Below are 23769 nucleotides of genomic sequence, written 5' to 3' on the forward strand. Positions count from 1 at the left end.
TGCACATAACTCCAGTTAATCCTTAGCTGGAGTTATGTCAATTAAGCATAAAATCTTTATTTAGGTTTAGGTGGTGCAAAGTGAGTACAAAACGCGATTATTATGAAGTCTTAGGCGTAAGTAAAAATGCTACAGAAGCAGAAATAAAAAAAGCCTACAAAAAAATGGCTCGAAAATATCACCCTGACCTCAATCGTGATAATCCAAAAGAAGCCGAAGAAAAATTCAAAGAAGTAAATGAAGCTTATGAAGTTTTATCCAATCCACAGAAAAAAGCTCAATATGACCAATTTGGTCATGCAGCTTTTGATGGTACTGGTGGAGCTGGCGGTGGCTTTGGCGGTTTCGGCGGTTTTGGTCAAGGTGGCTTTGGTGGAGAAGGTTTTGGCGATATCTTTGACATGTTCTTTGGCGGTGGTGGTGCTGGCGGTTCTGCTCGCCGTCGTGGCCCAGAACGTGGTTCTGATTTACGCTATAATTTATCTATTTCCTTTGAAGAAGCTGCATTTGGTAAAACAGTAGAACTCCATATTCCTCGTACAGAAAAATGTTCTAGTTGTAATGGTACAGGTGCTGCTGCTGGTACCCATCCTGAAACTTGCCCTGATTGCCATGGTACAGGTCAAGTACAATTCACTCAAAATACACCATTTGGTCGCATGGTAAATCAGCGTACTTGTTCCCGTTGCAGTGGTACAGGTGAAATCGTTAAAACACCATGTAAAGATTGTAATGGTAAAGGTGTTAAATCTGTTCGCTCTAAAGTTGAAGTTAAAATCCCTGCTGGTGTAGATACTGGAAACCGTATCCGTGTAGCTGGCGAAGGTGAAGCAGGTGTTCGTGGCGGCTCTACTGGTGATTTATACGTATATATCACAGTAAAAGATCATAAATTCTTTAAACGTGAAGGCACTGAAATCATCTGCGAAGTTCCTATCACTTTTGTACAAGCTTCCTTAGGCGATACTATAGAAGTACCAACTCTTGATGGTAAAGTAGAAATGAAAATACCAGCTGGTATTCAGTCTGGTACAATAATGCGCTTAAAAGGAAAAGGTATTCCATTCCTTCGCGGTGCTGGTCGTGGCGATCAACATGTTCGCATTAAAGTTTTAACTCCACAAAAACTTACTGACAGACAAAAAGAACTTCTTCGTGAATTTGCTGGTATTAAAAATGATAAAGCAAATCCAGAACAAGAAAGCTTCTTTAAGACTTTAAAAAATCTCTTTAAATAAAAAAATGACTCCTAGTAATTATAACTAGGAGTCATTTTTTATTATTTATTTTTATCTATAAATTCTAAAGCCATTTCCGCATTTGACCTTGCTAAACTACGCAATTTAGCCATTCGCTTCAAATTCTGATTGCGATATATTTCTTTATTATTCCATTTAGCATTAATTTCTTGCATCAAAGCTTCCACTGTTACATTCTCTAAATCGCCTACAACATCTTCATCAATGGATTTTAAAAATCTATCAATTTTAGGATCATATGATATACCTATCATTGGCGTGCCCATCACACCTGCAAAAATCAATGCATGAAGGCGAATGCCAATCATTAAATCCATGTTTCCTACTAATGACATTAATTCCCTTGTTGTAAAATCTTCTTTCAAGATACATGCCGGCTGTTTCATTTTAACTACAATTTTTTTAGCAGCCTTTACATCTTCTGGATATTGCATTGGCATAAAAACAATCTGAGCATTTAATTTCGTTACTGCTTCATCAGCCACTTCTGCTAAGACGTCTTTATAATGTTGCCATTCACGCCATTCACGCACAGATATACCAATTATCGGCTTAGTGAGTGAAATATGTGATTTCTTAAAAATCTCTCGCCCACTTTTTTTATCTACTGCATTTATTGCTAACACTGGATCTGCTGTAGCTTTTATCGGTGGTTTTACAATCTTAAGCATATCCAATTCTTTTAATGAATCTTTATCGCGAACTGTAATCAAAGCACTATGATTACCAAACCATCTCATCAAGCGTCTTGCGAATTTACCATAAATAGGGCCAATACCTTGAGCATATAACATTATTGGTGTATGAACTAATTTAGCTAAAAATAATACACCCATATAATAATATAAGCTTCGACCGCTAGTTACATTTTGTAATAAGCTACCGCCACCACTTATAAGTAAATCCGCCTTTTTCAACACTTTCAAAATATCTACTACATTTAACCAATTAACTGCATCAACACTATGGCGTTTTCTTGTATATTCTGGGTCTGATGAAATAACTGTAATATGAAGTTTTGGATTAAGCTCTGAGAATACTTCTAACATTGCAGATAGCATAGCTTCATCGCCTGCATTTTTAGAACCATAATACCCAGAAATTACAATATTATTCATTCAAAGACTTACTCCTATCTGATGAAGATGCAATATATTGCCATAAATACAATGCACCCATGACAACACAGCCTATGACAGCACCCCATAAAGCACCATCAAAGCCTCTCATTAATGACATAAATACCGGCGTACGCATATGTGCAAAAGTTTCTACCATAGAACCTTGTCCAATAGTCGCTACTATAGATAAAATAAAGAAGATAGCTGCTGGCCACTTACGATACCATGCCATGATCATTATTATAAGCGCTGGATGACCAATAAAAATTTCTTTTGAACGAGGTCTTGCATAAAACGCTTGTTCTAAGAAAGCTCTTATTTTCAATTCTATGCCAGGAACAGGAACGCCAGCTGTATGACCGGAACGACCGATAAAGATAACAGCTACAATCATAGCTATCAAAAATCCTACTAAAGCTTTTACAGATACAGTCATATTCAATATACGTTTAGCCTGTTCTTTAAAAGCTGGTGGTGTTAATAAATTATCACCGAATATATCAAAACGTTGCATAAAGGCTATAGCCACTAAAATAATTGGCAATACAAATGTTAACTTGATACCACGGAAAATACTCATTTCCAAGAAGAATTCTACATCAGATAAAATACCAGATAAGAACATTGCCCCCATCATAGAAACAACACTTGCACAGACAATAGCTTTCACTGCTTTTAATAATAATGGACCAAATTTTAATTTACCAATTAGATGATTTCTACGAATTACATCTAATTGACTTATCATACCAATAGCAGGGAAAACATTTGCCGCAGCTAAAGCAGCCATTATACGAATTGTAGAGCCCTTTCCTATCAATACTGGAACAGCTGTTATTACAAAGCAGATTGCTAATAAAATATACTGTTTTTTATTTGATAAGCTTGGATAAACCAAAGAAATATACAATACACAAGCACTACAAATACCTAAAAGCATTATAACTTGTAAAATTGTATTGCCAAAAAATGGCTCAAAATGACTAGCAGACCCAATAGTGAAACCTTTAGATTCAAGTTTTGCTTTTGTATCTGAAATATATTTCATATTTGTAGCTAATAAGGACATATCACCTTCAGGTTTTTCATAAATACGCATTAAATCTATACGTATATTACGTTCTTCATCAGTGTTTGCCCAACGCTCAACAGCTACATCCATTTTCAATTTTGGCTGTTCATCTTTTGGTATAGTATATAATCTAGCGACTTTATAGTCTAAACCTCTAGCAATATCATATAAACCATCTTGTGGATAAAATTGCAATTGTGTAACATGTTCAATCATACCAAGAGTGATATCTCTTTCTTTCATCAACTCAATAGTACGTTCAGTATTATGCAAACCACCTAATGTTTCAGAACCAGAAAATACTATTTCTGATATTTTGAAATCCTTTAAACGGTCAAAAACTGCATTGATATCATCATCTGTTACATTCTTATAGTTACTAGGTCTAGCCAACACATAAAAACCTGCATCATTAACAGCCTTCATTTCATCAGTTGGCATTCCTAAATTCATTTTTAATAACTCTGTATAATTAGCTTTTACTGCTAATATTTCTTGATTTCCTAAATCTAGAACATTTACTCTCTCTTTGCCTAAGCGTCTAAATAAATCTTCTTTTACTTCTGTATATGTTTGCTTATCATGTCCTACAACATATACTTCGTCAGCTTTTATAGTACCTTGCTGAACTAAAGTACGCCATGCAGGATCACTTAAAGTTCCACTATAATAATTTTCTAGTACAGAACTACCTGCAATAGCCATAGCTTTGCCATTTTTATTCAATTTTTCAAATGTAGTTTCATATACAGCAAGTGAAGAAATGCCTGCCTGTTTTGCTTGAGATAATACTTCCTCTACTGGTATTCCTTCTAACTGAGCTAATTTAACCATATCTTCATAATCAATGGCTAAATCCACTGTCATATTTGCTTTTTCTACACTATTACGTTGAATATTTACACCAATAGCAGCTATTAGGCCAATTATTATACAAACAATCAACAAACGATTATATTTAAACTTTGTCAATCTCTATTCCACCTTACTTATTACTTATTGATGCCTGCCTCAATAAGTACTTGACCATTTTGCTGTTCTACTCTAGTAAATTTTGCACCTTCTAATGGTAATTTATCTGTTGAAACTAAGAATATATCTTTGGTGAAACTTATACCAATTTTACCAAACAATCTGTTTTCTGTATTAGCATCTGTAATGCGGAAAAGTAAATTTTTTCCTTCCACTACAATAATACCTTTTACATTGATAGTTGCTTCTTGCCCTAAGAAAGAAATTTTTCCTGTAGCTTCAACATTATCAGGTGTAATTTTTACTGCTATATCAGAAATTTTATCTACTTCTTTTGCTAATAATTGGGCTAAATTATTTTCATCGATTAGACCTGTTATTGTTAAATTATCAGCTGAGTTTATCACCAATCTACGAGCTAATAATAAATCTTGTACGCTAATCTCTATATTTTCGCCCTTTAAAGATAACTCATTTAAATTTACTTTATCTAATTTTATATTTGTAGCTTCAATATCTATATTATCTACTTGACCAAATAGCATCATAAAGCTAGGTGATGTTTCTATATTGGCATTAACAGAATCAGTTTGCAAACTTCTTTCTATACGTCCAGATATTTGATTACTTATATATGTTGGTAATATATAAGTTGCACCTGCCAATGCTATTACAACTACAAGGATTAAACCAATTAATAATTTTCGCAAATTCAAGATACCTCGTATTTTAAATTATATGATTAGCTTTTGCATGTAGATAAGATTCAATAAATTTATTGATATCTCCGTCCATTACGCCTTGTGTATCACTTGTTTCTGTATTTGTTCTATGGTCTTTTACTAAGTTATATGGGTGGAACACATAAGAGCGAATCTGACTACCCCATTCAATTTTTTGCTGGTCACCTTCAAGTGCTGCAAGTTCTTTTTCTTTCTTCTCCATTTCAAGTTCAAAAAGTCTAGCACGAAGTAAACGCAAACATTGTTCACGGTTTTGTAACTGAGAACGTTCACTTTGACATTGTGCTACAACACCTGTTGGAATATGTGTCATACGTACAGCAGAGTCAGTTTTATTGATATGCTGTCCACCTGCACCACTTGCACGATAGGTATCTACACGTACATCAGCCATATTGATATCCACTTCTACATCATCATCAATTTCTGGCATAACATCACAAGCAGAGAAAGATGTATGTCTACGAGAGTTAGCATCAAATGGAGAAATTCTAACTAAACGATGAACGCCTTTTTCTGATTTTAAATAGCCATAAGCATTATGACCTTTAATCAATAAAGTAACAGATTTTACCCCAGCTTCATCACCTGGTAATAAATCTGCTGTTTCTACGCTAAAGCCATTGCGTTCTGCCCAACGTCCATACATGCGTAATAACATCTGTGTCCAATCTTGCGCTTCTGTTCCGCCAGCACCTGCATGTAGAGTCAAAATTGCATTATTAGCATCATATTTTCCTGATAATAATAATTCTAATTCCAACTGTTCTATAGCTTCATTGATTTCTTTAATCTCTGCTTCTACATCATCGCAAACAGTTTCATCTTTATCTTCCATGCCCATTTCCCATAAAATCTGCATTTCTTCAAATTTATGGAGAATGTTTTTATATTTGTCTACACCAGCTTTGACACCATTTAATTCTTGAGTGATTTTTTGGGCTTGGTCTGGATCGTCCCAAAAAGTAGGTTCACCCATTTTATATTCTAGCTCAGCAATTTTTTCTTCTTTGCGAGCGATGTCAAAGTGAATCCCCCATTTCAGTGAGCTTTTTTTCTATCGCTACAATCGTAGTGTGTAAATCTTCTAGCATCATTTCACTTCCTTTTTTATTTTTAACTAAAATAAATAAAATTATTTATAGGCAAAAGCTCTATTAAATTAAATAAAAATAGAGCTTTTCCTTATCATTATATATTAATTATTTATTTTTGCCACAACAGTTTTTATATTTTTTACCGCTACCACAAGGACAAAGGTCATTTCTACCTATATTATTGCTTTTTGCCTGTGGAGATTTAGAAATACTTTCACCATGATTTACAGTTGCATTTTTCAAACGGTCTTCTGGCTGTGGTTGTTCACGAACAACATTTACACGATACATCAATTTTGCAATATCTTCTTGAATATTATCGATCATTGCTTGGAACATATCATGACCTTCAATTTTATATTCAACTAATGGATTTCTTTGACCATAAGCACGCAAGCTAATACCTTCACGAAGCATATCCATATGATCTAAATGTTCCATCCATTTATTATCTACAACTTTAAGCATAATGATGCGTTCTAAATCACGCATTACTTCACTACCGAATAATTTTTCACGATTATCATAATTATCTTTAGCCACTTTATATAAAGTTTCTTTTAATTCATCACGACTCATCGCTTCTAATTGTTCTTTTACTAGAGTTCCTTTTGGTGCATAAATATCTTCTGCTTCTTGGATTAAACCTTCTAATGTCCATTCTTCTGGATAAAATTTTTCATTAGCATATCTATCCATCTGACTGTCAATTATACGTTTAACCATTTCAATGATATTTTCATAGAGATTTTCACCAAGTAAAATCTTACGACGTTGGTCATAGATAACTTCACGCTGTTGATTCATGACATCATCATATTCAATGACATGTTTACGAATATCGAAGTTACGTGCTTCAACTTTTTTCTGTGCCTGTTCAATGGAACGAGTAACTAATTTATGTTCAATAGGATCATCTTCACCCATGCCAAGTTTTTCCATGATATTGGCGATATTGTCAGAACCAAATAGACGCATTAAATCATCTTCTAAGGATAAGAAGAAACGTGATGCACCTGGGTCACCTTGACGACCAGCACGACCACGTAACTGATTATCAATACGACGAGATTCATGACGTTCTGTACCAATTACATAAAGACCGCCAACTTCTGCTACGCCTTCACCTAAGCTGATATCTGTACCACGACCAGCCATATTAGTGGCAATAGTTACAGCACCTTTTTGACCTGCGTCTTTGATGATTTCAGCTTCCATTTCATGATATTTAGCATTCAATACTTTATGGTCTATACCTTGACGTTTTAACATTGCACTTACTTCTTCAGATTGAACGATAGAAGTTGTACCTACTAAGACTGGCTGACCTTTAGCATGACATTCTTTTATTGTATTGATTACTGCTTTCATTTTAGCTTTTTTAGTTTTATAAATAACATCAGGATAATCAATACGTTTAATAGGTTTATTTGTAGGCACTACAATTACTGGTAATTTATAAATCTTTAAGAATTCATTTTCCTCTGTTTTTGCTGTACCTGTCATACCAGCCAATTTTTCATACATACGGAAATAATTCTGGAAAGTAATTGTTGCTAAAGTTTGAGATTCACGCTGAATTTTTACACCTTCTTTAGCTTCAATAGCTTGATGTAAACCTTCAGAATAACGTCTACCAAACATCAAACGACCTGTAAATTCATCGACAATGACGATTTCACCATCACGAACAACATAATCGCGGTCGCGTTTCATCATTGCTTTAGCACGAAGTGCTTGTGTAAAGCAGTGAGACATTTCTATATTAGCACTATCATATAAGTTTTTAATATTTAATGCTTTTTCTACTTTTGCTACAGCAGAATCATTAGGAGAAACTGTCTTTTCTTTTTCATTTAAAACATAATCTTCTCCTTCTTTTAAATTTGCTACAGCTTTTGCCATGATAGCATACATATCAGTAGATTTTGCACCAGGACCAGAAATAATAAGTGGTGTTCTAGCTTCATCAATTAAAATACTATCTACTTCATCGATGATAGCATAATTTAATTCACGTTGTACCATCTGTTCTTTAGATACAACCATATTATCTCTTAAATAGTCAAAACCAAATTCATTATTTGTACCGAAAGTAATATCGCAATTATAAGCAAATTTACGAGAAGGGAAATCCATATCATGAGTGATTAAACCAACTGTTAATCCTAAAGAACGATATAATCTACCCATCCATTCGCTATCACGTTTTGCCAAGTAATCATTAACTGTAATCATATGCACGCCTTTACCAGTTAATGCATTTAAATATACAGCTAATGTAGCTACTAATGTTTTACCTTCACCTGTACGCATTTCAGCGATTTTACCTTCATGTAGGCAAATACCACCAATCATCTGTACATCAAAATGACGCATACCAAGCACACGTCTAGAAGCTTCACGAACAGTTGCGAAAGCTTCTGGCAAAATACTATCTAAAGATTCACCATTTGCTATACGGTCTTTAAAATCACTTGTTTTTCCATATAATGAGCCATCGCTCAGCTGTTTCATTTGCGGTTCTAAAGCGTTTATTTTTTCTACAATACCGCGCATACGGCGAATTTCACTTTCATTATTATCGCCTAAAAATCTTTTAATAAAGCCGAACAAAAATCTCAACCCCTAACAAAATCATATTTTAATGTAGTATAACTAAAACATCTAAATCTATTTATCCTAAAAAATCTAAGATAATTTACTATCTACAAACTAAAATATTATAGATGTAAAAATTATATACAAATAAAACTACATCAAATTTTATCAAACAATGCTTAATAAGTCAAAGATAGTCATTATTTTATTTACTTATTTATATAAAAAAATCGAGCTAATTAACTTAGCCCGATTTTATCTCAATGTATTATTGTCTACCTAAAATATATTATACACCAGACTCAATTAAACCATATTTACCATCTTTACGTTTGTAAACAACGTTAACATCTTCAGTTTTATCATCACGATATACGAAGAAATCATGGTTTAATAAATTCATCTGCATAATAGCTTCTTGAACATCCATAGGTTTTACCACAAAACGTTTTGTTTTAATAACAACTGCTTCATCTTCTTCAACAGGTTTTGCAGGTGGAGTCATCATTTCAGTTCTGATACTACCTTCACGGAAACGTTTTTCCAATTTAGTTTTATATTTACGAATCTGACGTTCAATTTTTTCGATAACTAAATCAATAGATGTATACATATCCATTGTTGCTTCCTGTCCACGTAATAAAATTCCCTGAACAGGTACAGTAACTTCTACAATATGACGGTCTTTTGATACTGTAAGAAGGACGGTAATTTCTCCAACATTATCGAAGTATTTTGTTACTTTTCCTACTTTCTTTTCTACATAATCGCGAAGTGCTGGAGTGACTTCAATGTTTTTGCCTCTAATAGTGAATGTTGCCATATGCATTCATCCCCTTTTCTGTATCTTTGATTATATATATTCTACAACTACTATTTCTATTCCTTCTATTTTTTATAAAAATTTTAAAAAATTTTTACAAATTTTATGTATTATTGATTTATACTAATTAATTATCTATATATCTCAATATTTTCTCCTAATAATTTAATAATCTTCCATTATCATTCCATTCTCCATACATAATACCTTTCTTTGTATTTTCAATTAATTTTTCTAATCTTTTTTGAAATAATTGAGGATTTTTCTTTTTTATTTGAATAGTATCTATGCGTACACGTTGATATAATGATGGAAACTTATGGAAATTTGCCCAAACTATCTCATCTTTTTTCAATGCTTCTAATATATCTATATCAATATTAAATCCCTTTTCCGATATATCTGGTAATACTTTTTTACCTGCTTGTGTCATTTTTCCTAACTTTTCCATTCTTCGACAACGTTCTTTATTCAATTCCGACCAGATAGAGCCTTTTTTTCGTGGAGATAATCTTTGTATTGTTATTCCATTATCAAGTTTTTTTACCGTACTATCTATCCAACCAAAGCACAAAGCTTCCTCCACAGCATCTATATACCAAAATGTATCATCATTTTGTGGCTTACCTCGTTTTACTATCACCCAACATTCTTTTTGTGTTTCATAATTATTTTCTAGCCATAGTCTTAATTCTTCTTTATTTTTAGCCTTTAATATATTTATAGGTTTTACTTCTTTTATCTTATAAATACTCCATTTTGATTATTTTCGATAAATTTTATTATACATCACTAGATAATAATTTATACCTAATTTTATTCTGTTCAAATTAACTAAAAAGCTTTATAATATGCTATAGAATAGGAGAGATAAAAATATGTTAGATACTGATTTATGTTGGTGTGGCAGTAATAAAGCATATAAAGACTGCCATAAACAATTTGACGAACACTTAAATTCCATTAAACTAAAGGCATTCAAAGGTCAAAAAAGACCACCTCGCAATATTATAAAAAATGAAAAAGATATTGAAGGTATTCGCAAAAGTGGCATTATAAATAATGGTGCTCTTGATTTAATAGCTTCTAAAATTTGTGCTGGCATGGATACAGAAACTATCAATTTATTAGCACATAATTATATTGTTGAACATGGCGGTATTCCTGCTTGCTTAAATTATGAAGGCTATCCAAAAAGTATCTGCGTATCTATTAATAATGTAGTTTGTCATGGTATTCCTAGTCGCGACATCGTTTTAAAAGATGGCGATATTGTAAATGTAGATGTAACTACTATTCTTGATGGATATTATGCTGATGCTTCTCGTATGTTTATGATAGGTAATGTTTCTGATAAAGCAAGAAAATTAGTAGAAGTTACTAAAGAATGTATGGAAATCGGTATTAAAGCTATTAAACCATGGAGCTTTGTTGGTGATATCGGAGCTGTCGTTGAACATCATGCACATAAACACGGCTATTCTGTAGTTGAAGATTTAGGTGGTCATGGTGTTGGTAAAAAGTTCCATGAAGAACCATTCGTAGCTCATTTTGGTAAAAAAAATACAGGTATGCTTCTCGTTCCTGGTATGGTTTTAACTGTTGAACCAATGATTAATATGGGTGCTCGTCATGTAGTCTTAGACCCAGTAGATGAATGGACAATCTATACAAAAGATGGCTCTTTATCTGCACAATGGGAAAAAACTGTATTAATCACTGAAACTGGTACAGAAATACTTGCTGATTAATACTCAAATTATTAAACTAAAAATGCTTCCTGCTACAAATACAGGAAGCATTTTGTAATATTGCTTAAATTTTATTAAAGGGGTTTTGTAATGACTAATAAACCAATTATTAGTATGGAAAAAGTATTTAAAAAATATGAAAATAATGCTCTAGCTCTAAATGATATAAATGTAAAAATTCATAAAGGGGAATTTGTTTTTATCGTAGGTCCAAGTGGAGCTGGTAAATCCACCTTTATGCGCATGCTTTTACATGAAACCTTACCTACTTCTGGAACAGTTATCATAAATGGATATAATATCACTAAAATGAAACGACAAGATATTCCTTATTTACGTCGTAGTCTAGGTATTGTTTTCCAGGATTATCGCCTTTTACCAGATAAAACGGTTTATGAAAATATTGCCTTTGCTATGCGAGTTATCGAAGCGCCTCGCCGTCTAATACAGCATAGCGTAAATAGTGTTTTAGATGTCGTAGGTTTGAAAGATAAATATAATTGTTTTCCTCATCAATTATCCGGTGGTGAACAGCAACGTGTAGCTATAGCTAGAGCTATCGTCAATCAACCTGCTATCGTCATTGCTGACGAGCCAACAGGAAATCTTGACCCAGAAACTACATGGGGCATCATGGAAATATTTTATCGCATCAATAAAGCTGGTACTACAATCGTCATGGCTACTCATAATAAAGAAATTGTAGACACTATGCAACGACGCGTATTAACTATTGAAAACGGTCAAATTATTCGAGATGTTGCTCAAGGAGGTTATAGTGATGAAGCTTAGTACAAGTGAATATTTTATCAAAGAAGTCTATACCTCTTTTAAACGCAACATTTGGATGACTTTAGCTTCTATTTTTACTGTAGTTCTTTCTTTATTTATCTTAGGTTTTTTCTCTATCGTCATTTTAAATTTAAATAAAATGGCAGACACATTAGAATCACAAGTACAAATAAGCGTATATTTGAAAGATGATTTATCCCAAGAAGAAATCGATGAAACTAAAGAAACCTTGAGTAAAATAGAAGGATTACAAGATATTAAATTCACTACTCGTGAAGAAGCTATGGAAAATTTCAAAAAACGTCTAGGCGACCAACAATTTTTATTAGATGCTTTAGATGATACAAATCCTCTACCTGATTCTTTTTCTTTGACTGTTACTTCTCCTCAGCAAGTAAAAACTATAGCTGATACTGTTGTTGCTCTCGATAGCGTAGAATCTGCTTCCTATAGTCAAGATATCATCAATCATTTATTCAATCTGACTCACTTAATTCGCTTAATTGGTGTAGCTTTAATAATCCTATTGACTGGTGCTGCTATTTTTATCATTTCAAATACAATACGCCTCACTGTATTTGCTCGCAGAAAAGAAATAGCCATCATGAAATATGTTGGTGCAACTGATTGGTTTATTCGCTGGCCTTTCCTTCTTGAAGGCATTTGTCTTGGCTTTATCGGTGGGGGTTTAGCTACTATTTTTCTTTATATAGTCTACAATCAAGTTACTCAAGAAATCTATGAAGCTATGGCATTTTTCCCACTCATTCCGCAACACCCATTCATTAATTATATCAGCCTTGCTATCTTAGTTGCAGGAATTATCATTGGTGCTTTGGGAAGTACCATTTCTTTAAAAAGATTTCTAAAAGTTTAAGGAGCATATTTTAATGAAAAAATTTCTTATTTTATCTTTATTATTATGCTTTTTTATGACAAATACACCTCTTGTTTTTGCCGAAAGCCTTTCTGAAAAACAAGAACGCATTGAACAACAAGCCCAAGAAGAAAAAAATAAAATACAAGAAGCCACTGATAAATTAAACGAGGTTTCTGAAAAAATGCGTATCTTACAAGCAGAATTAGATGAAGCAAATACAGCTTATAATGAAATAAAAGTTAAATTAGACAATGCTAATGAACAGATTGCCCAAAAGGAAAAACAATTAGCAGATACTGAACAATCATTGAAAAAGAACCAGAAATATTTGCAAAAACGTGTACGTGATATCTATATACATGGACAAATTTCTTATCTAGATATTTTATTTGGTGCAAAAGATTTTTCAGATTTTTTGACTAGAATGGATTTAATCAAAAGAATTTTACGCTATGATTATGATTTAATCACTAAAATTCATCAAGAACGCAATAGCATTATACAAACTAAAGCAGAATTAGAAAAAGAAAAAACTGCTACAGAAAAATTATATGACGAAACTAAAACTAAAAAATTTGCTCTTGATGATAAAAAATCCGCTCTTGATAAAATGATAGATAGAATAAAATATGACAAAGAAACATCAGAAAAAGCATATAAAGAACTCATGAATGCATCTGAACAAATTGCTTTAATGATACAAAGACGAGGTGCTTCGGCATATGTCGGCACAGGGCAAATGATTTGGCCTTTAGGTGGCCCTATCACTTCTGAATATGGCTGGCGAACCCACCCTATTTATGGCAATGCTCGCTATCATAGCGGTATTGATATCGGTGGTGATTATGGCATGAATATCTATGCTGCTGACTCTGGTACTGTAACATATTCAGGCTGGATTAGCGGTTATGGCAATACTGTTATTATTGACCATGGAAATGGCGTTTCTACACTTTATGGTCATAATCAATCACTCACTGTAAGTGTCGGTCAAAATATCTCTCAAGGCGATGTTATAGCTCATTGCGGCTCTACAGGAAATTCCACAGGCCCTCATTGTCATTTTGAAGTTCGTGTCAATGGTGAACCTACTAACCCATATGACTATTTATAAATACTAAGTGGTGATATTTTATGAATAAAATTTTAAAAACTATAATTGCAGTATTACTCATAGCAATTATCTCCTCAATTTCTACCTTAGGTTTAATTTATTATGCTCTCGGTTTTAATGAGCAAGGATTTAGCAATCTAATGCGTTTTATTACAGCTTATCGCTTCATTGAAACAAAATATGTCAATGATACTGATGATGTAAAACTAATTGATGGTGCGATTGATGGCATGGTAAAATCCTTAAATGACCCTCATTCCAATTACCTATCACCTAAAATGTATAAAACCTTAATGGAACAAACAGAAGGCTCTTTTGCTGGTATCGGTGTTGTCATGGGTATGGATAATGAACAAAAAATTCATATAGTCGACATCATGGAAAATTCTCCAGGGCAAAAAGCAGGTCTTCAAGAAGGTGATGAAATTTTAGCCGTTGATGGGGTACCAGTAACTCAAATGGCATTTGATGAAGTAGCTGCCCATGTTCGTGGACAAGCTGGTACCGATGTAGTTTTAACCATTATGCGCGATAATACAAATCAAGATATAACAATTACACGTGACAATATAAAATTAAAAACTGTCGGTCATAAAATGTTAGATAACAATATCGGTTATATACAAATAGTATCTTTCTCTGAAGACACTGCCAATGAATTTAATGAAGCTTACAATGATTTAAAAAATCAAGGTATGAAGGCACTTGTATTAGATTTACGCAACAATCCTGGCGGACTTTTGACAACTTGTGTTGAAATTGCTAAAAAACTTGTACCTAAAGGAGAAATTGTTTCTATCGTTGATAAACAAGGAAATAAAGAAACATATTCTTCATCTTTAGAAGCTCCTGAATATCCTCTTGCTGTATTGATCAATAAAAACAGTGCTAGTGCATCTGAAATACTCTCTGGCGCTATTCAAGATACGAAAGCAGGTACAATAATCGGTAATACTTCTTATGGTAAAGGCTCTGTGCAAACAATCTTACCTATGTTTGAAGATGATGCTGTAAAATTAACTATTGCTAAGTACTATACACCAAGCGGACGTTCTATAGATGGCACAGGTATCACACCTGATATTGAAATAAATTTAGATGAAAATGCTACTTCAGATACACAATTAGATAAAGCATTAGAAATTTTAAAAGCTCAATTAAATAATAATTAAATATTTTATTTAGGCTATCACTAAAAAATAAATAATATTAGTGATAGTCTTTTATTTTTTTCTAAAATTATAAAAGGATTTTAAAAATTTTCAGAGAATATATTAAATATAGATTTTTAAGATTTTACACCCAGGAGGGATTTTAATATGACAGAATTTAATAGTACACAATTAAGAAACTTAGCATTAGTAGGACATGGCAAATCTGGTAAAACATCAATAGCAGAAAACTGCCTTTTCAAATGTGGTGCTACTAATCGTGTAGGCAAAACAGATGATGGCACTTCCATACTTGATTATGAACCAGAAGAAGTAAAACGCAAAATGACTATTGATTCTAGTCTAGCTTCTTGTGAATGGCAAGGTTACAAAATTAATTTCATAGATACTCCAGGGTATCCTGATTTTACAGGAGAAGTAAAATCTGCTCTTACTGCTTGTGAATCAGCAATCGTAGTAGTTTCTGCTACATCTGGTATCGAAATTGAAACAGATAGAGCATGGAAATATGCTGAAGAATTATCTCTACCACGTGCTATTTTCATCAATAAAATGGACCGTGAACATGCTGATTTTTATAAAGTAGTAGAAGAATTACGTGCTCATTTTGGTAAAGGAATTGTTCCTATTCAAATTCCTATTGGTAGCGAAGCTAGTTTCCAAGGCGTAGCTGACCTTATCACTATGAATACAAAAGTCTTAATCAAAAATAAAGATTTAATTTATGAAATTCCTGAATATATGAAAGATGAAGTAGATACTGCTCGTCATATGCTCATGGAAACTTGCGCTGAATTCAATGATGAATTATTAGAAAAATATCTTGAAGGCGAAGAAATCACTGAGACAGAAGTAGCAGCTGCTCTCATTGAAGGTATCGTAAATGCTAAAATTTTCCCTGTACTTTGCGGTAGTGCTACTAAAGGTATTGGCTTTAGACAATTAATGAACAGTATCATTGAATATATGCCAACTCCTTACTTCCGTGCTTCTATGGGTATTAATCCAAAAAATAATGAACTCATTGAACGCCGTACAGAAGATGCTTTCTCCGGATATGTATTTAAAACAGTTGTTGACCAGTTCATCGGCAGAGTTAGTTACTTAAAAATCTTATCTGGCACTTTAATTGAAAACAGTTCTGTATATAATAGCGTTAGCGAAAAAACTGAACGTATTAGCAGTCTTTATAGTGCTTGTGGTAAAAATCAACAAGCTCAAAAAATTGCTCATGCTGGTGATATCGTAATCATCACCAAACTTCAAGCAACAAAAACAGGTGATACTTTATGTAATGAAGAAGAACCTATCAAATATGAACCTGTTACTCATCCAGCTTCTATGTTTACTATGGCAATCAAAGCAGATAAAAAAGCTGACGAAGATAAAATCGGCAATGCATTAACTCGTCTAGTAGATGAAGACCCTACTTTAACAATCTATAAAAATACAGAAACTGGCGATTTAACTATCAGTGGTGTAGGTGAATTACATCTCGATGTAGCTATTGAAAAACTCTTAAATAAATTTGGCGTTACAGCTAAACTTTATCAGCCTGCTATCGCTTATCGTGAAACTATCCGTGGCACTAGCAAAGTTGAAGGAAAACATAAAAAACAAAGTGGTGGACATGGTCAATATGGCGATGTTTGGTTAGAATTTAGCCCTGGTGAATTAGGCAGTGGAGTTACTTTCACTGAAACTATTGTAGGTGGTGCTGTTCCTCGTCAATACATTCCTGCTGTAGAAAAAGGTGTTCGTGAAACACTTCAAACAGGTATTTTAGCTGGTTATCCAATGGTTGATATCAAAGTTAATCTCTTTGATGGTTCTTACCATACTGTTGACTCTTCAGAAATGGCTTTCAAAACAGCAGCAGCTCTTGCTATAAAAAAAGGTATTCCTGAAGCAAAACCTGTACTTTTAGAACCATATTATACTCTAAAAATCACAATTCCAGAATATTATATGGGTGATGTAATCAGTGGTATCAATACAAAACGTGGTCGCATCATCAATACTGAAAGCCCATCTCACGATATCAGCATCATTGAAGCTCAAGCTCCTTTAGCTGAATTATATAAATATGCTACTGATTTACGTTCAGCAACTCAAGGTCGTGGTAGTTATACTATGGAATTTTCACATTATGAAGAAGTTCCTGCTAAAATCAGTGAACAAATAATTGCTGAAAATAATAAATAAAATCTCAAAATAATAAATGAAATGTGAGATAGCCTACATTTTTTGTAGGTCTATCTTGCATTTTTCAGAAAATATATAAAAAAATTAAATTTAAAAATTATACTTGACAATCAACCACAAAAGCTGCATAATATATTATATAAGATACAACTGTAGTGTAGGGATTGGGCTTTTTCCCTTTTTTATTTTGCTATTTAAAGAAAACGTTTACCAAAATGGAGGTATAAAAATGTCTAATATTATCGAATTCTTAAAATCTCAAGAAGCTAAAGAAAAACTTATGAGCCTTTACAATCTTGATGAACAAGCTGTAGATACTCAAGTTAAACGTTATCAAAAATTAGCTGATGCTTTTGCTGAAGTTTATCCTGTTGATAATGCATCTTTCTTCAGTTCTTCTGGTCGTATTGAAATCATTGGTAACCATACAGACCATCAACTTGGTCGTATCGTAGCTGCAAGTATCGACATGGATACAATCGCAATTGTTACTCCTAATGCTGACGGCAAAATTCATGTAAAAAGCTTAGAATATGATGAATTCACTATTGATGTTAATGATTTAGCTGTTAAAGAAGATGACTCTCGTACTGTTAAATTAATCAAAGGTATTCTCGAACGTTTCGTTCAAAATGGCAGAAAAATTGGTGGCTTCACTACATTCATGACAACTACAGTATTAAGTGCTGCTGGTGTTAGCTCCTCTGCTTCATTTGAAATGCTTATCTGCGCAATTTTAAATGACCTCTACAACAATAACGAAATCTCTACTTTAGAATGTGCTAAAGCTGGTCAATGGGCTGAAAATAACAAATGGGATAAAAAATCCGGACTTTTAGACCAATTAGCATGTGCTACTGGTGGTATGATTACTATTGACTTTGCTAACTATGAAAACCCTGAAGTTGTAAAATTAGATAGTAAAGTTATTCAAGATAAATATGACTTTTTCATCACTCCTACAGGCGAAGATCACTCCGCTCTTGATGGCGAATACACTGCTATCACTGTAGAAATGAAAGCTATCTCCCAATTCTTTGGTAAAGAATACTTAAAAGATGTTAGCATGGACGATATCATGGCAAATCTTCCAGCTCTTCGTGAAAAAGCTGGCGACCGTGCAGTTCTTCGTGCTATCCACTTCATTACAGAAACAGAACGTGTTCGCAAATTAGCTGCAGAAGTTAAAGAACATGATTACACTAACTTTGAAAAAGCTGTTACTGATTCTGGTCTTTCTTCTTGGAGATTTTTACAAAACTGTGCAACACCAGACCCTAAACATCAAGGTATTGCACTCTTCCTCGCTATGAATGAAATTTACTTCCAGAATCATAAAGGTGTATGTCGTGTTCATGGTGGCGGTTTTGCTGGTTCTATTCTTTCTGTTATTCCAAAAGAAGAATCTCCTGCATTTAGAGCATTCCTCAAAGATGTTCTTAAAAATGAATATTATGAAATTCATATGCGTGATGCAGGTAGCGTTAAAGTTTTCTAATTTAGCTCTCTCTAATTCTCTTAATATACAATCTCCAAATAGCAGGCAACATATTTTTGTGTTGCCTGCTATTTATTTTATGATTATATTGATATTTAATAGGCAAATCACAGCTTTTTTGATAAAATAAAATACAACTATTTCCTCAAATATATTTCTTATATTTAATAACTAAAAAAAGAGGGATAATTTATGCAAACAGAAAAAACTCCTATAATTTCCAAAGATAAAGATGAGTTAAAAGCTGCACTAGAAGCAATTTTATTTATATCCGGTGAAGCAGTATCTCATTTTCGCTTAGCAAATACTTTAAACATTACAAGCGATGAATTAGATGAACTCATCATGTCCCTACAAGAAGATTTACAAGCTAAACATCGTGGATTAGCATTAGTCAAAATTGCTGGTGGCTATCGATTATGTACAAAAATAAAAATAGCTCCTTATCTTGAAAAATTCACTCAAGTCGTTGATAAAAAGCTATCTCAACCTATAATGGAAACACTATCTATCATTGCTTTTAAACAACCTGTTACTAAACAAGAAATCGAAGAAATTCGCGGTGTAAATACAGATAAAATCTTACGTCGTTTACTTGAAAGAGATTTAATTCAAGAAGTTGGCCGTAAAAAGGTCATCGGCAGACCTATATTATATGGTACTACTTCTACATTTTTACAATGTTTCGGCTTAAATGATATAAAAGATTTGCCAGAATTACCAAATATGAGTTATGAAGAACGAGAAAAACTCTATCAAGAAGCAAATTTATTTTCTAATGAAGATTTAAAAACTGATTAAAACAATTAAGGTATTTTATCATGGGACAAAAATTATTCACCAGTGGCGAATTTGCTAAATTTTGCAATACAACAAAAGATACATTATTTCACTATGATGATATTAATTTATTAAAACCTGCCAAAATAGCCCCTAATAGCTATAGATATTATTCAGCTAATCAAGCATTTTTATTTGATATGATTTCACTTTTAAAAGAAGTAGGTCTTAGCTTAGAAGAAATCAAAATATATATGGATAATCGCGATGCTAAAACTTTTTTATCCATGTTAAAAGAAAAGGATAAAAAAATCCATCAAGAAATAGAACGGTTAAAAAGATTGCGTAGTTTATTAAAAAATACAATGAATATCACACTTGATTCTTTCAATGTAGAAATTGATAAAATTACATTCACTCATAAAGAAGAAGAGTATTTTATTGTAACACAAGGGCCTAAAACCCCTGATGATAAAGCTGTTTTTTCAGCTATTTCTCAACATGTCAATTATTGTAATAAGCATAATTTTTACTATACTTTTTCCTTAGGTGAAATCATTTCTGCTGAACATATTCAAGACAAAACTTTCCAAACTACGTATTTTTGCACAAAAATAAATCGCAAAGTAAACAATAAACAATTATTGATAAAACCTGCTGGATTATATGCCATAAAATATATTCGTGGTTCTTATGATGATTTAATCAAAGCTTATGCTCAATTCGTAGAAGAACTAGATAATATGAATTACAATGTCATAGGTGCTTTATATGAAGAAGATATGCTCAATTATCTTTCTGAAACGGATTTCAACTATTATTTAATGAGAATAGAAGCTCGTATCCTTTAACAAAAAAGCTATTAATAGATATTACTATTAATAGCTTTTACTTTCTTTTAACTATTTTCTGCCTTGTAGATAAGATGATACTTATTTTCTTTAAGTTCTACAATTTGTTCGACTTCATCTTGATGAATTTGCTGTTCATCAATCAATTCACCTTCACATAAGACACAAGTCCCACAACTACTGCTCAAATCTCGTGGCACAGGCATAATTTTAGCTTTTATATTCATTTGTTCGCATAATTTTTTAAAGCGAATAGCACCAAAATGTGCATAAAAAGTTACTATATATTTCATTGTAGTTTATATTTAACTTTTACTTTGTAAAAGTCAAAGTATATTCTCCATTTTGTTCAGTAATATTGACATTATAGCCTTGCTTTTTACCATAATTGCTCACGTTTTCTTTAGCTGTAGGGCTATCTACTATCATTTGATATTTATTTTCTTTGCTCATCATTGCTTTGCTAAGCATAATCACAGGTTCTGGACAAGAAAGTCCTCTTGCATCTAAAATTTCCATAAATCTAAAACTCCCTCATTATTTTGATTTAATACTAAATGTGTTAAAATATGCTATGAATATCGTTACAATTAGACCGATAACTACTGCAATTTGACCATTTACTGTTGGACCATTGCCACTAGAAGCCAAACCAAAATTATGGGCAAAAGCAGCTCCGATAATTAAACCTAAAACAGTGATAGCACTATCAGAATTACCTTCACCTGCTAAGACTAATTGACGCAATGGACAACCGCTAAGTAATACACAACCAAAACCAGCTAATAACATACCTAAGAAATTCCAAATTCCATCTGTATGAGCTATTGGTTGTTTATCAAAACCTAAATTAAAATATGATACATCTGTGATATTTGTAAGTATTAAATTACAAATAAATGCACTCACTAAAATAGCAACAAAACCTAATAATAATCTTGATTGACCAAATAAAATTATATCTCTTATGCCACCAACCATACATAAACGCGTACGTTGAGCCAACATACCTACAACAATACCTGCACCTAAACTAATAGCTAAAGCTGCATGTTTGCCACCTGGAGCAGAAGCACTTTCCGTAAAATGAATAAATACTGGTGCTGTAAGTAAAAATACTAATAAAACTACAGCGATAATTGGTAAAATACTACCTTCTAATTTAGGCAATTTATATGTTCTTTTTAAACTATATCCTTTATTTAAGAAAAATACTCCTGCCATAATGCCAGCGATAAACCCTACTAAGCCAAAAATAGCATTTAAATCTCCACCTGCTAAACGCAATATCATTCTAAAAGGACAACCTAAAAACATCAAACAGCCAATCATCACGAAAAAAGCCAATATAAAACGTGTTAAGGGCGAACTGCCACCTTTAGCATTAAATTCATTTTTAGCCACAGCAATTATAAAACTACCTAAAATCAAACCTATAATTTCTGGTCGAATGTATTGAACTGTTGCTGTGGAATGTAAACCTAAACCACCTGCTGTATCACGTAAAAAACAAGCAATACAAAAACCCATATTCATAGGATTACCAAAATAAACTAAACAAGATGCTATAATACCTATAATTCCCCCTGAAAGTATAATCATCATACTTTCATTCTTTTGCATAATATATGCCTCCCTTTCTATGTATATGCACAATGCGTTTATCATAGCATCTAAACTTAAGCTATGTCTAATTTAATTTATTAATATTTTTCATCTATTTATCAAAAATCATAATAAATGAGGTTTTTATCATGCACAAAATTTATCTAGATAATGCTAGTACATCATTTCCCAAACCACCTTCAGTAGCTAAAGAAGTCTATAATTTTCTTGCTCATAATGCAGTGAATATCAATAGAGGTTCTTATAATAATGCTTATTCTGTTGAAGAAATAGTTTTTGAAACAAGAGAATTATTAAAAGATTTATTTCACGCTACAGATAGTAAAAATGTAGTCTTCACTAAAAATATAACAGAAAGTTTAAATATATTATTAAAAGGCTTTTTAAAACCAAATGATCATGTAATAATTTCTTCTATGGAACATAATGCTATTATGCGTCCTTTAACTCAATTAACTAAACAAAATATCAGTTATACTCAAGTCCCTTGCCATATAGATGGAACATTTTCTTTAGCAAAATTATCTGATTGTCTACAAGAAAACACTAAGCTTATCATTGTAACTCATGCTAGTAATGTATGTGGAACCATCTTACCCATTGAGCAAATTGGTGATTTTTGTGTCAAACATAATTTAAAATTCATGGTAGATTGCGCTCAAACTGCTGGTATTTTGCCCATTGATATGCAAAAAATGCATATTGATGCTCTAGCTTTCACAGGTCATAAAGGTTTATTAGGTCCACAAGGAATAGGTGGTTTTATTTTATCTGAAGATATGATTAAACAAATTGAACCTTTAATTAGTGGTGGTACAGGTAGTATCAGTCATACAGAAGAAATACCTCAATTTATGCCTGATATATTTGAAGCTGGTACTTTAAATCTTCCTGGTATTATTGGACTACATGCGAGCTTACAATGGTTAAAAAAAATTACTATCGCCAAAATCCATGAACATGAAAATATGTTGACAAATTATTTTTTGCAACAGATACAACAATTAGACCCTGATGAAAAATATATTCGCCTTATTGGCAAAAAAGATACTCTTATGCGTACAGGTGTAGTTTCTATTCAAATTTTAAATCATGAATTATCACAAATTGCTTATGATTTAGATGATAAATTTCAAATTATGACTAGAGTCGGTCTTCACTGCGCCCCACAGGCACATAAAACTTTAGGTACTTTTCCTACAGGCACAATCCGTTTCTCCTTTGGTTATTTCAATACATTAAAAGAGATAGATTTAACTATAGAAGCCTTAACTAAACTCATTTTAAATAAAGATATACAAAATATATAGGATATTAATTATGGAATTTAGACAATTAGAATCTTTTTGTGCTGTTGTTCACTATCAAAGTTTTACCAAATGCGAGCGTAAAGCCCCTAAATTTATTTATGG

21 protein-coding genes are annotated in these 23769 nt (G+C 32.6%); 11 read left to right on the forward strand and 10 right to left on the reverse strand.

Translation table 11 applies throughout. From position 1 onward, the window contains the following. Positions 1 to 80: 80 nt before the first annotated feature. Positions 81 to 1238: a molecular chaperone DnaJ gene (dnaJ, locus tag BMX03_RS07965; RefSeq protein ID WP_075554610.1), complete on the forward strand. Its 1158-nt coding sequence runs from the start codon at positions 81 to 83 to the stop codon at positions 1236 to 1238. A gap of 41 nt (positions 1239 to 1279) precedes the next feature. Here the strand turns inward: dnaJ and csaB are convergent, their stop codons facing one another. The 7 genes from csaB to BMX03_RS11420 all read right to left on the reverse strand — a co-directional run bounded on the left by csaB (position 1280) and on the right by BMX03_RS11420 (position 10331). Next, entirely contained in the window at positions 1280 to 2377 is a 1098-nt protein-coding gene (gene csaB / locus BMX03_RS07970) for a polysaccharide pyruvyl transferase CsaB (RefSeq protein WP_022228003.1), read from the reverse strand. After that, complete coding sequence (locus BMX03_RS07975) at positions 2370 to 4424, reverse strand: DUF5693 family protein (RefSeq protein ID WP_091694744.1); 2055 nt, start codon at positions 4422 to 4424, stop codon at positions 2370 to 2372. The genes csaB and BMX03_RS07975 overlap by 8 nt, the downstream gene beginning before the upstream one ends. A gap of 20 nt (positions 4425 to 4444) precedes the next feature. Beyond that, positions 4445 to 5134 carry an LmeA family phospholipid-binding protein gene (locus BMX03_RS07980; protein ID WP_091694747.1) on the reverse strand — a complete coding sequence of 230 codons (690 nt, stop codon included), beginning with the start codon at positions 5132 to 5134 and terminating at the stop codon, positions 4445 to 4447. Between the two features lie 19 nt (positions 5135 to 5153). Continuing rightward, positions 5154 to 6261 (reverse strand): peptide chain release factor 2 gene (prfB, locus tag BMX03_RS07985; RefSeq protein ID WP_177159371.1). Its coding sequence is split into 2 segments (ribosomal slippage): positions 5154 to 6191 and positions 6193 to 6261, totalling 1107 coding nucleotides; the frame shifts between segments, so codons are not numbered across the junction. Positions 6262 to 6369: 108 nt separating this feature from the next. Further along, positions 6370 to 8880: a preprotein translocase subunit SecA gene (gene secA, locus BMX03_RS07990; RefSeq protein ID WP_091694748.1), complete on the reverse strand. Its 2511-nt coding sequence runs from the start codon at positions 8878 to 8880 to the stop codon at positions 6370 to 6372. A gap of 274 nt (positions 8881 to 9154) precedes the next feature. After that, positions 9155 to 9688 carry a ribosome hibernation-promoting factor, HPF/YfiA family gene (hpf, locus tag BMX03_RS07995; RefSeq protein ID WP_008538300.1) on the reverse strand — a complete coding sequence of 178 codons (534 nt, stop codon included), beginning with the start codon at positions 9686 to 9688 and terminating at the stop codon, positions 9155 to 9157. Between the two features lie 157 nt (positions 9689 to 9845). Continuing rightward, positions 9846 to 10331: a YdeI/OmpD-associated family protein gene (locus BMX03_RS11420; RefSeq protein ID WP_255361451.1), complete on the reverse strand. Its 486-nt coding sequence runs from the start codon at positions 10329 to 10331 to the stop codon at positions 9846 to 9848. Between the two features lie 235 nt (positions 10332 to 10566). Between BMX03_RS11420 and BMX03_RS08005 the strand changes: the two genes are divergently transcribed. From BMX03_RS08005 to BMX03_RS08045, 9 genes are all read left to right on the forward strand, one after another. Next, on the forward strand, positions 10567 to 11439 hold the full coding sequence (locus BMX03_RS08005) for a methionyl aminopeptidase (RefSeq protein ID WP_091694752.1): 873 nt from the start codon (positions 10567 to 10569) through the stop codon (positions 11437 to 11439). A gap of 105 nt (positions 11440 to 11544) precedes the next feature. After that, the gene (gene ftsE, locus BMX03_RS08010) at positions 11545 to 12231 is read left to right on the forward strand and encodes a cell division ATP-binding protein FtsE (protein WP_075555457.1); all 687 of its coding nucleotides are present in this window, start codon (positions 11545 to 11547) and stop codon (positions 12229 to 12231) included. Beyond that, positions 12221 to 13108, forward strand: coding sequence for a permease-like cell division protein FtsX (gene ftsX, locus BMX03_RS08015; RefSeq protein ID WP_091694755.1), 888 nt, complete (start codon positions 12221 to 12223; stop codon positions 13106 to 13108). The genes ftsE and ftsX overlap by 11 nt, the downstream gene beginning before the upstream one ends. A 13-nt stretch (positions 13109 to 13121) precedes the next feature. Further along, positions 13122 to 14225, forward strand: coding sequence for a murein hydrolase activator EnvC family protein (locus BMX03_RS08020; protein WP_075554617.1), 1104 nt, complete (start codon positions 13122 to 13124; stop codon positions 14223 to 14225). A gap of 20 nt (positions 14226 to 14245) precedes the next feature. After that, positions 14246 to 15397 (forward strand): S41 family peptidase, encoded by a 1152-nt coding sequence (locus tag BMX03_RS08025; protein WP_091694759.1) that lies wholly within the window; start codon positions 14246 to 14248, stop codon positions 15395 to 15397. A gap of 147 nt (positions 15398 to 15544) precedes the next feature. Beyond that, positions 15545 to 17602 (forward strand): elongation factor G, encoded by a 2058-nt coding sequence (fusA, locus tag BMX03_RS08030; RefSeq protein WP_091694761.1) that lies wholly within the window; start codon positions 15545 to 15547, stop codon positions 17600 to 17602. Between the two features lie 229 nt (positions 17603 to 17831). Next, positions 17832 to 19100 (forward strand): galactokinase, encoded by a 1269-nt coding sequence (locus BMX03_RS08035; RefSeq protein WP_008538310.1) that lies wholly within the window; start codon positions 17832 to 17834, stop codon positions 19098 to 19100. A 192-nt stretch (positions 19101 to 19292) separates the two neighbouring features. Further along, positions 19293 to 19901, forward strand: a complete 609-nt coding sequence (scpB, locus tag BMX03_RS08040) for an SMC-Scp complex subunit ScpB (RefSeq protein ID WP_008538311.1) — start codon at positions 19293 to 19295, stop codon at positions 19899 to 19901. 20 nt (positions 19902 to 19921) lie between these two features. After that, the gene (locus BMX03_RS08045; RefSeq protein WP_091694764.1) at positions 19922 to 20731 is read left to right on the forward strand and encodes a MerR family transcriptional regulator; all 810 of its coding nucleotides are present in this window, start codon (positions 19922 to 19924) and stop codon (positions 20729 to 20731) included. A gap of 47 nt (positions 20732 to 20778) precedes the next feature. Here the strand turns inward: BMX03_RS08045 and BMX03_RS08050 are convergent, their stop codons facing one another. The 3 genes from BMX03_RS08050 to yedE are packed head-to-tail and all read right to left on the reverse strand — an operon-like array spanning position 20779 to position 22354. Beyond that, positions 20779 to 21024 carry a putative Se/S carrier protein gene (locus BMX03_RS08050; RefSeq protein ID WP_015562502.1) on the reverse strand — a complete coding sequence of 82 codons (246 nt, stop codon included), beginning with the start codon at positions 21022 to 21024 and terminating at the stop codon, positions 20779 to 20781. Positions 21025 to 21043: 19 nt separating this feature from the next. Beyond that, a complete protein-coding gene (locus BMX03_RS08055; protein ID WP_015562503.1) occupies positions 21044 to 21250 on the reverse strand; it encodes a sulfurtransferase TusA family protein in 207 nt (68 codons plus the stop codon). A gap of 18 nt (positions 21251 to 21268) precedes the next feature. After that, the gene (gene yedE, locus BMX03_RS08060) at positions 21269 to 22354 is read right to left on the reverse strand and encodes a YedE family putative selenium transporter (protein ID WP_091694766.1); all 1086 of its coding nucleotides are present in this window, start codon (positions 22352 to 22354) and stop codon (positions 21269 to 21271) included. A gap of 131 nt (positions 22355 to 22485) precedes the next feature. Here yedE and BMX03_RS08065 point away from each other — a divergent pair, with 131 nt between their 5' ends. Continuing rightward, on the forward strand, positions 22486 to 23667 hold the full coding sequence (locus BMX03_RS08065) for an aminotransferase class V-fold PLP-dependent enzyme (RefSeq protein WP_091694769.1): 1182 nt from the start codon (positions 22486 to 22488) through the stop codon (positions 23665 to 23667). Positions 23668 to 23769 lie beyond the last annotated feature (102 nt).

Source organism: Megamonas sp. Calf98-2 (assembly GCF_900110235.1).
In the GTDB taxonomy this organism is placed as follows: domain Bacteria; phylum Bacillota; class Negativicutes; order Selenomonadales; family Selenomonadaceae; genus Megamonas; species Megamonas funiformis.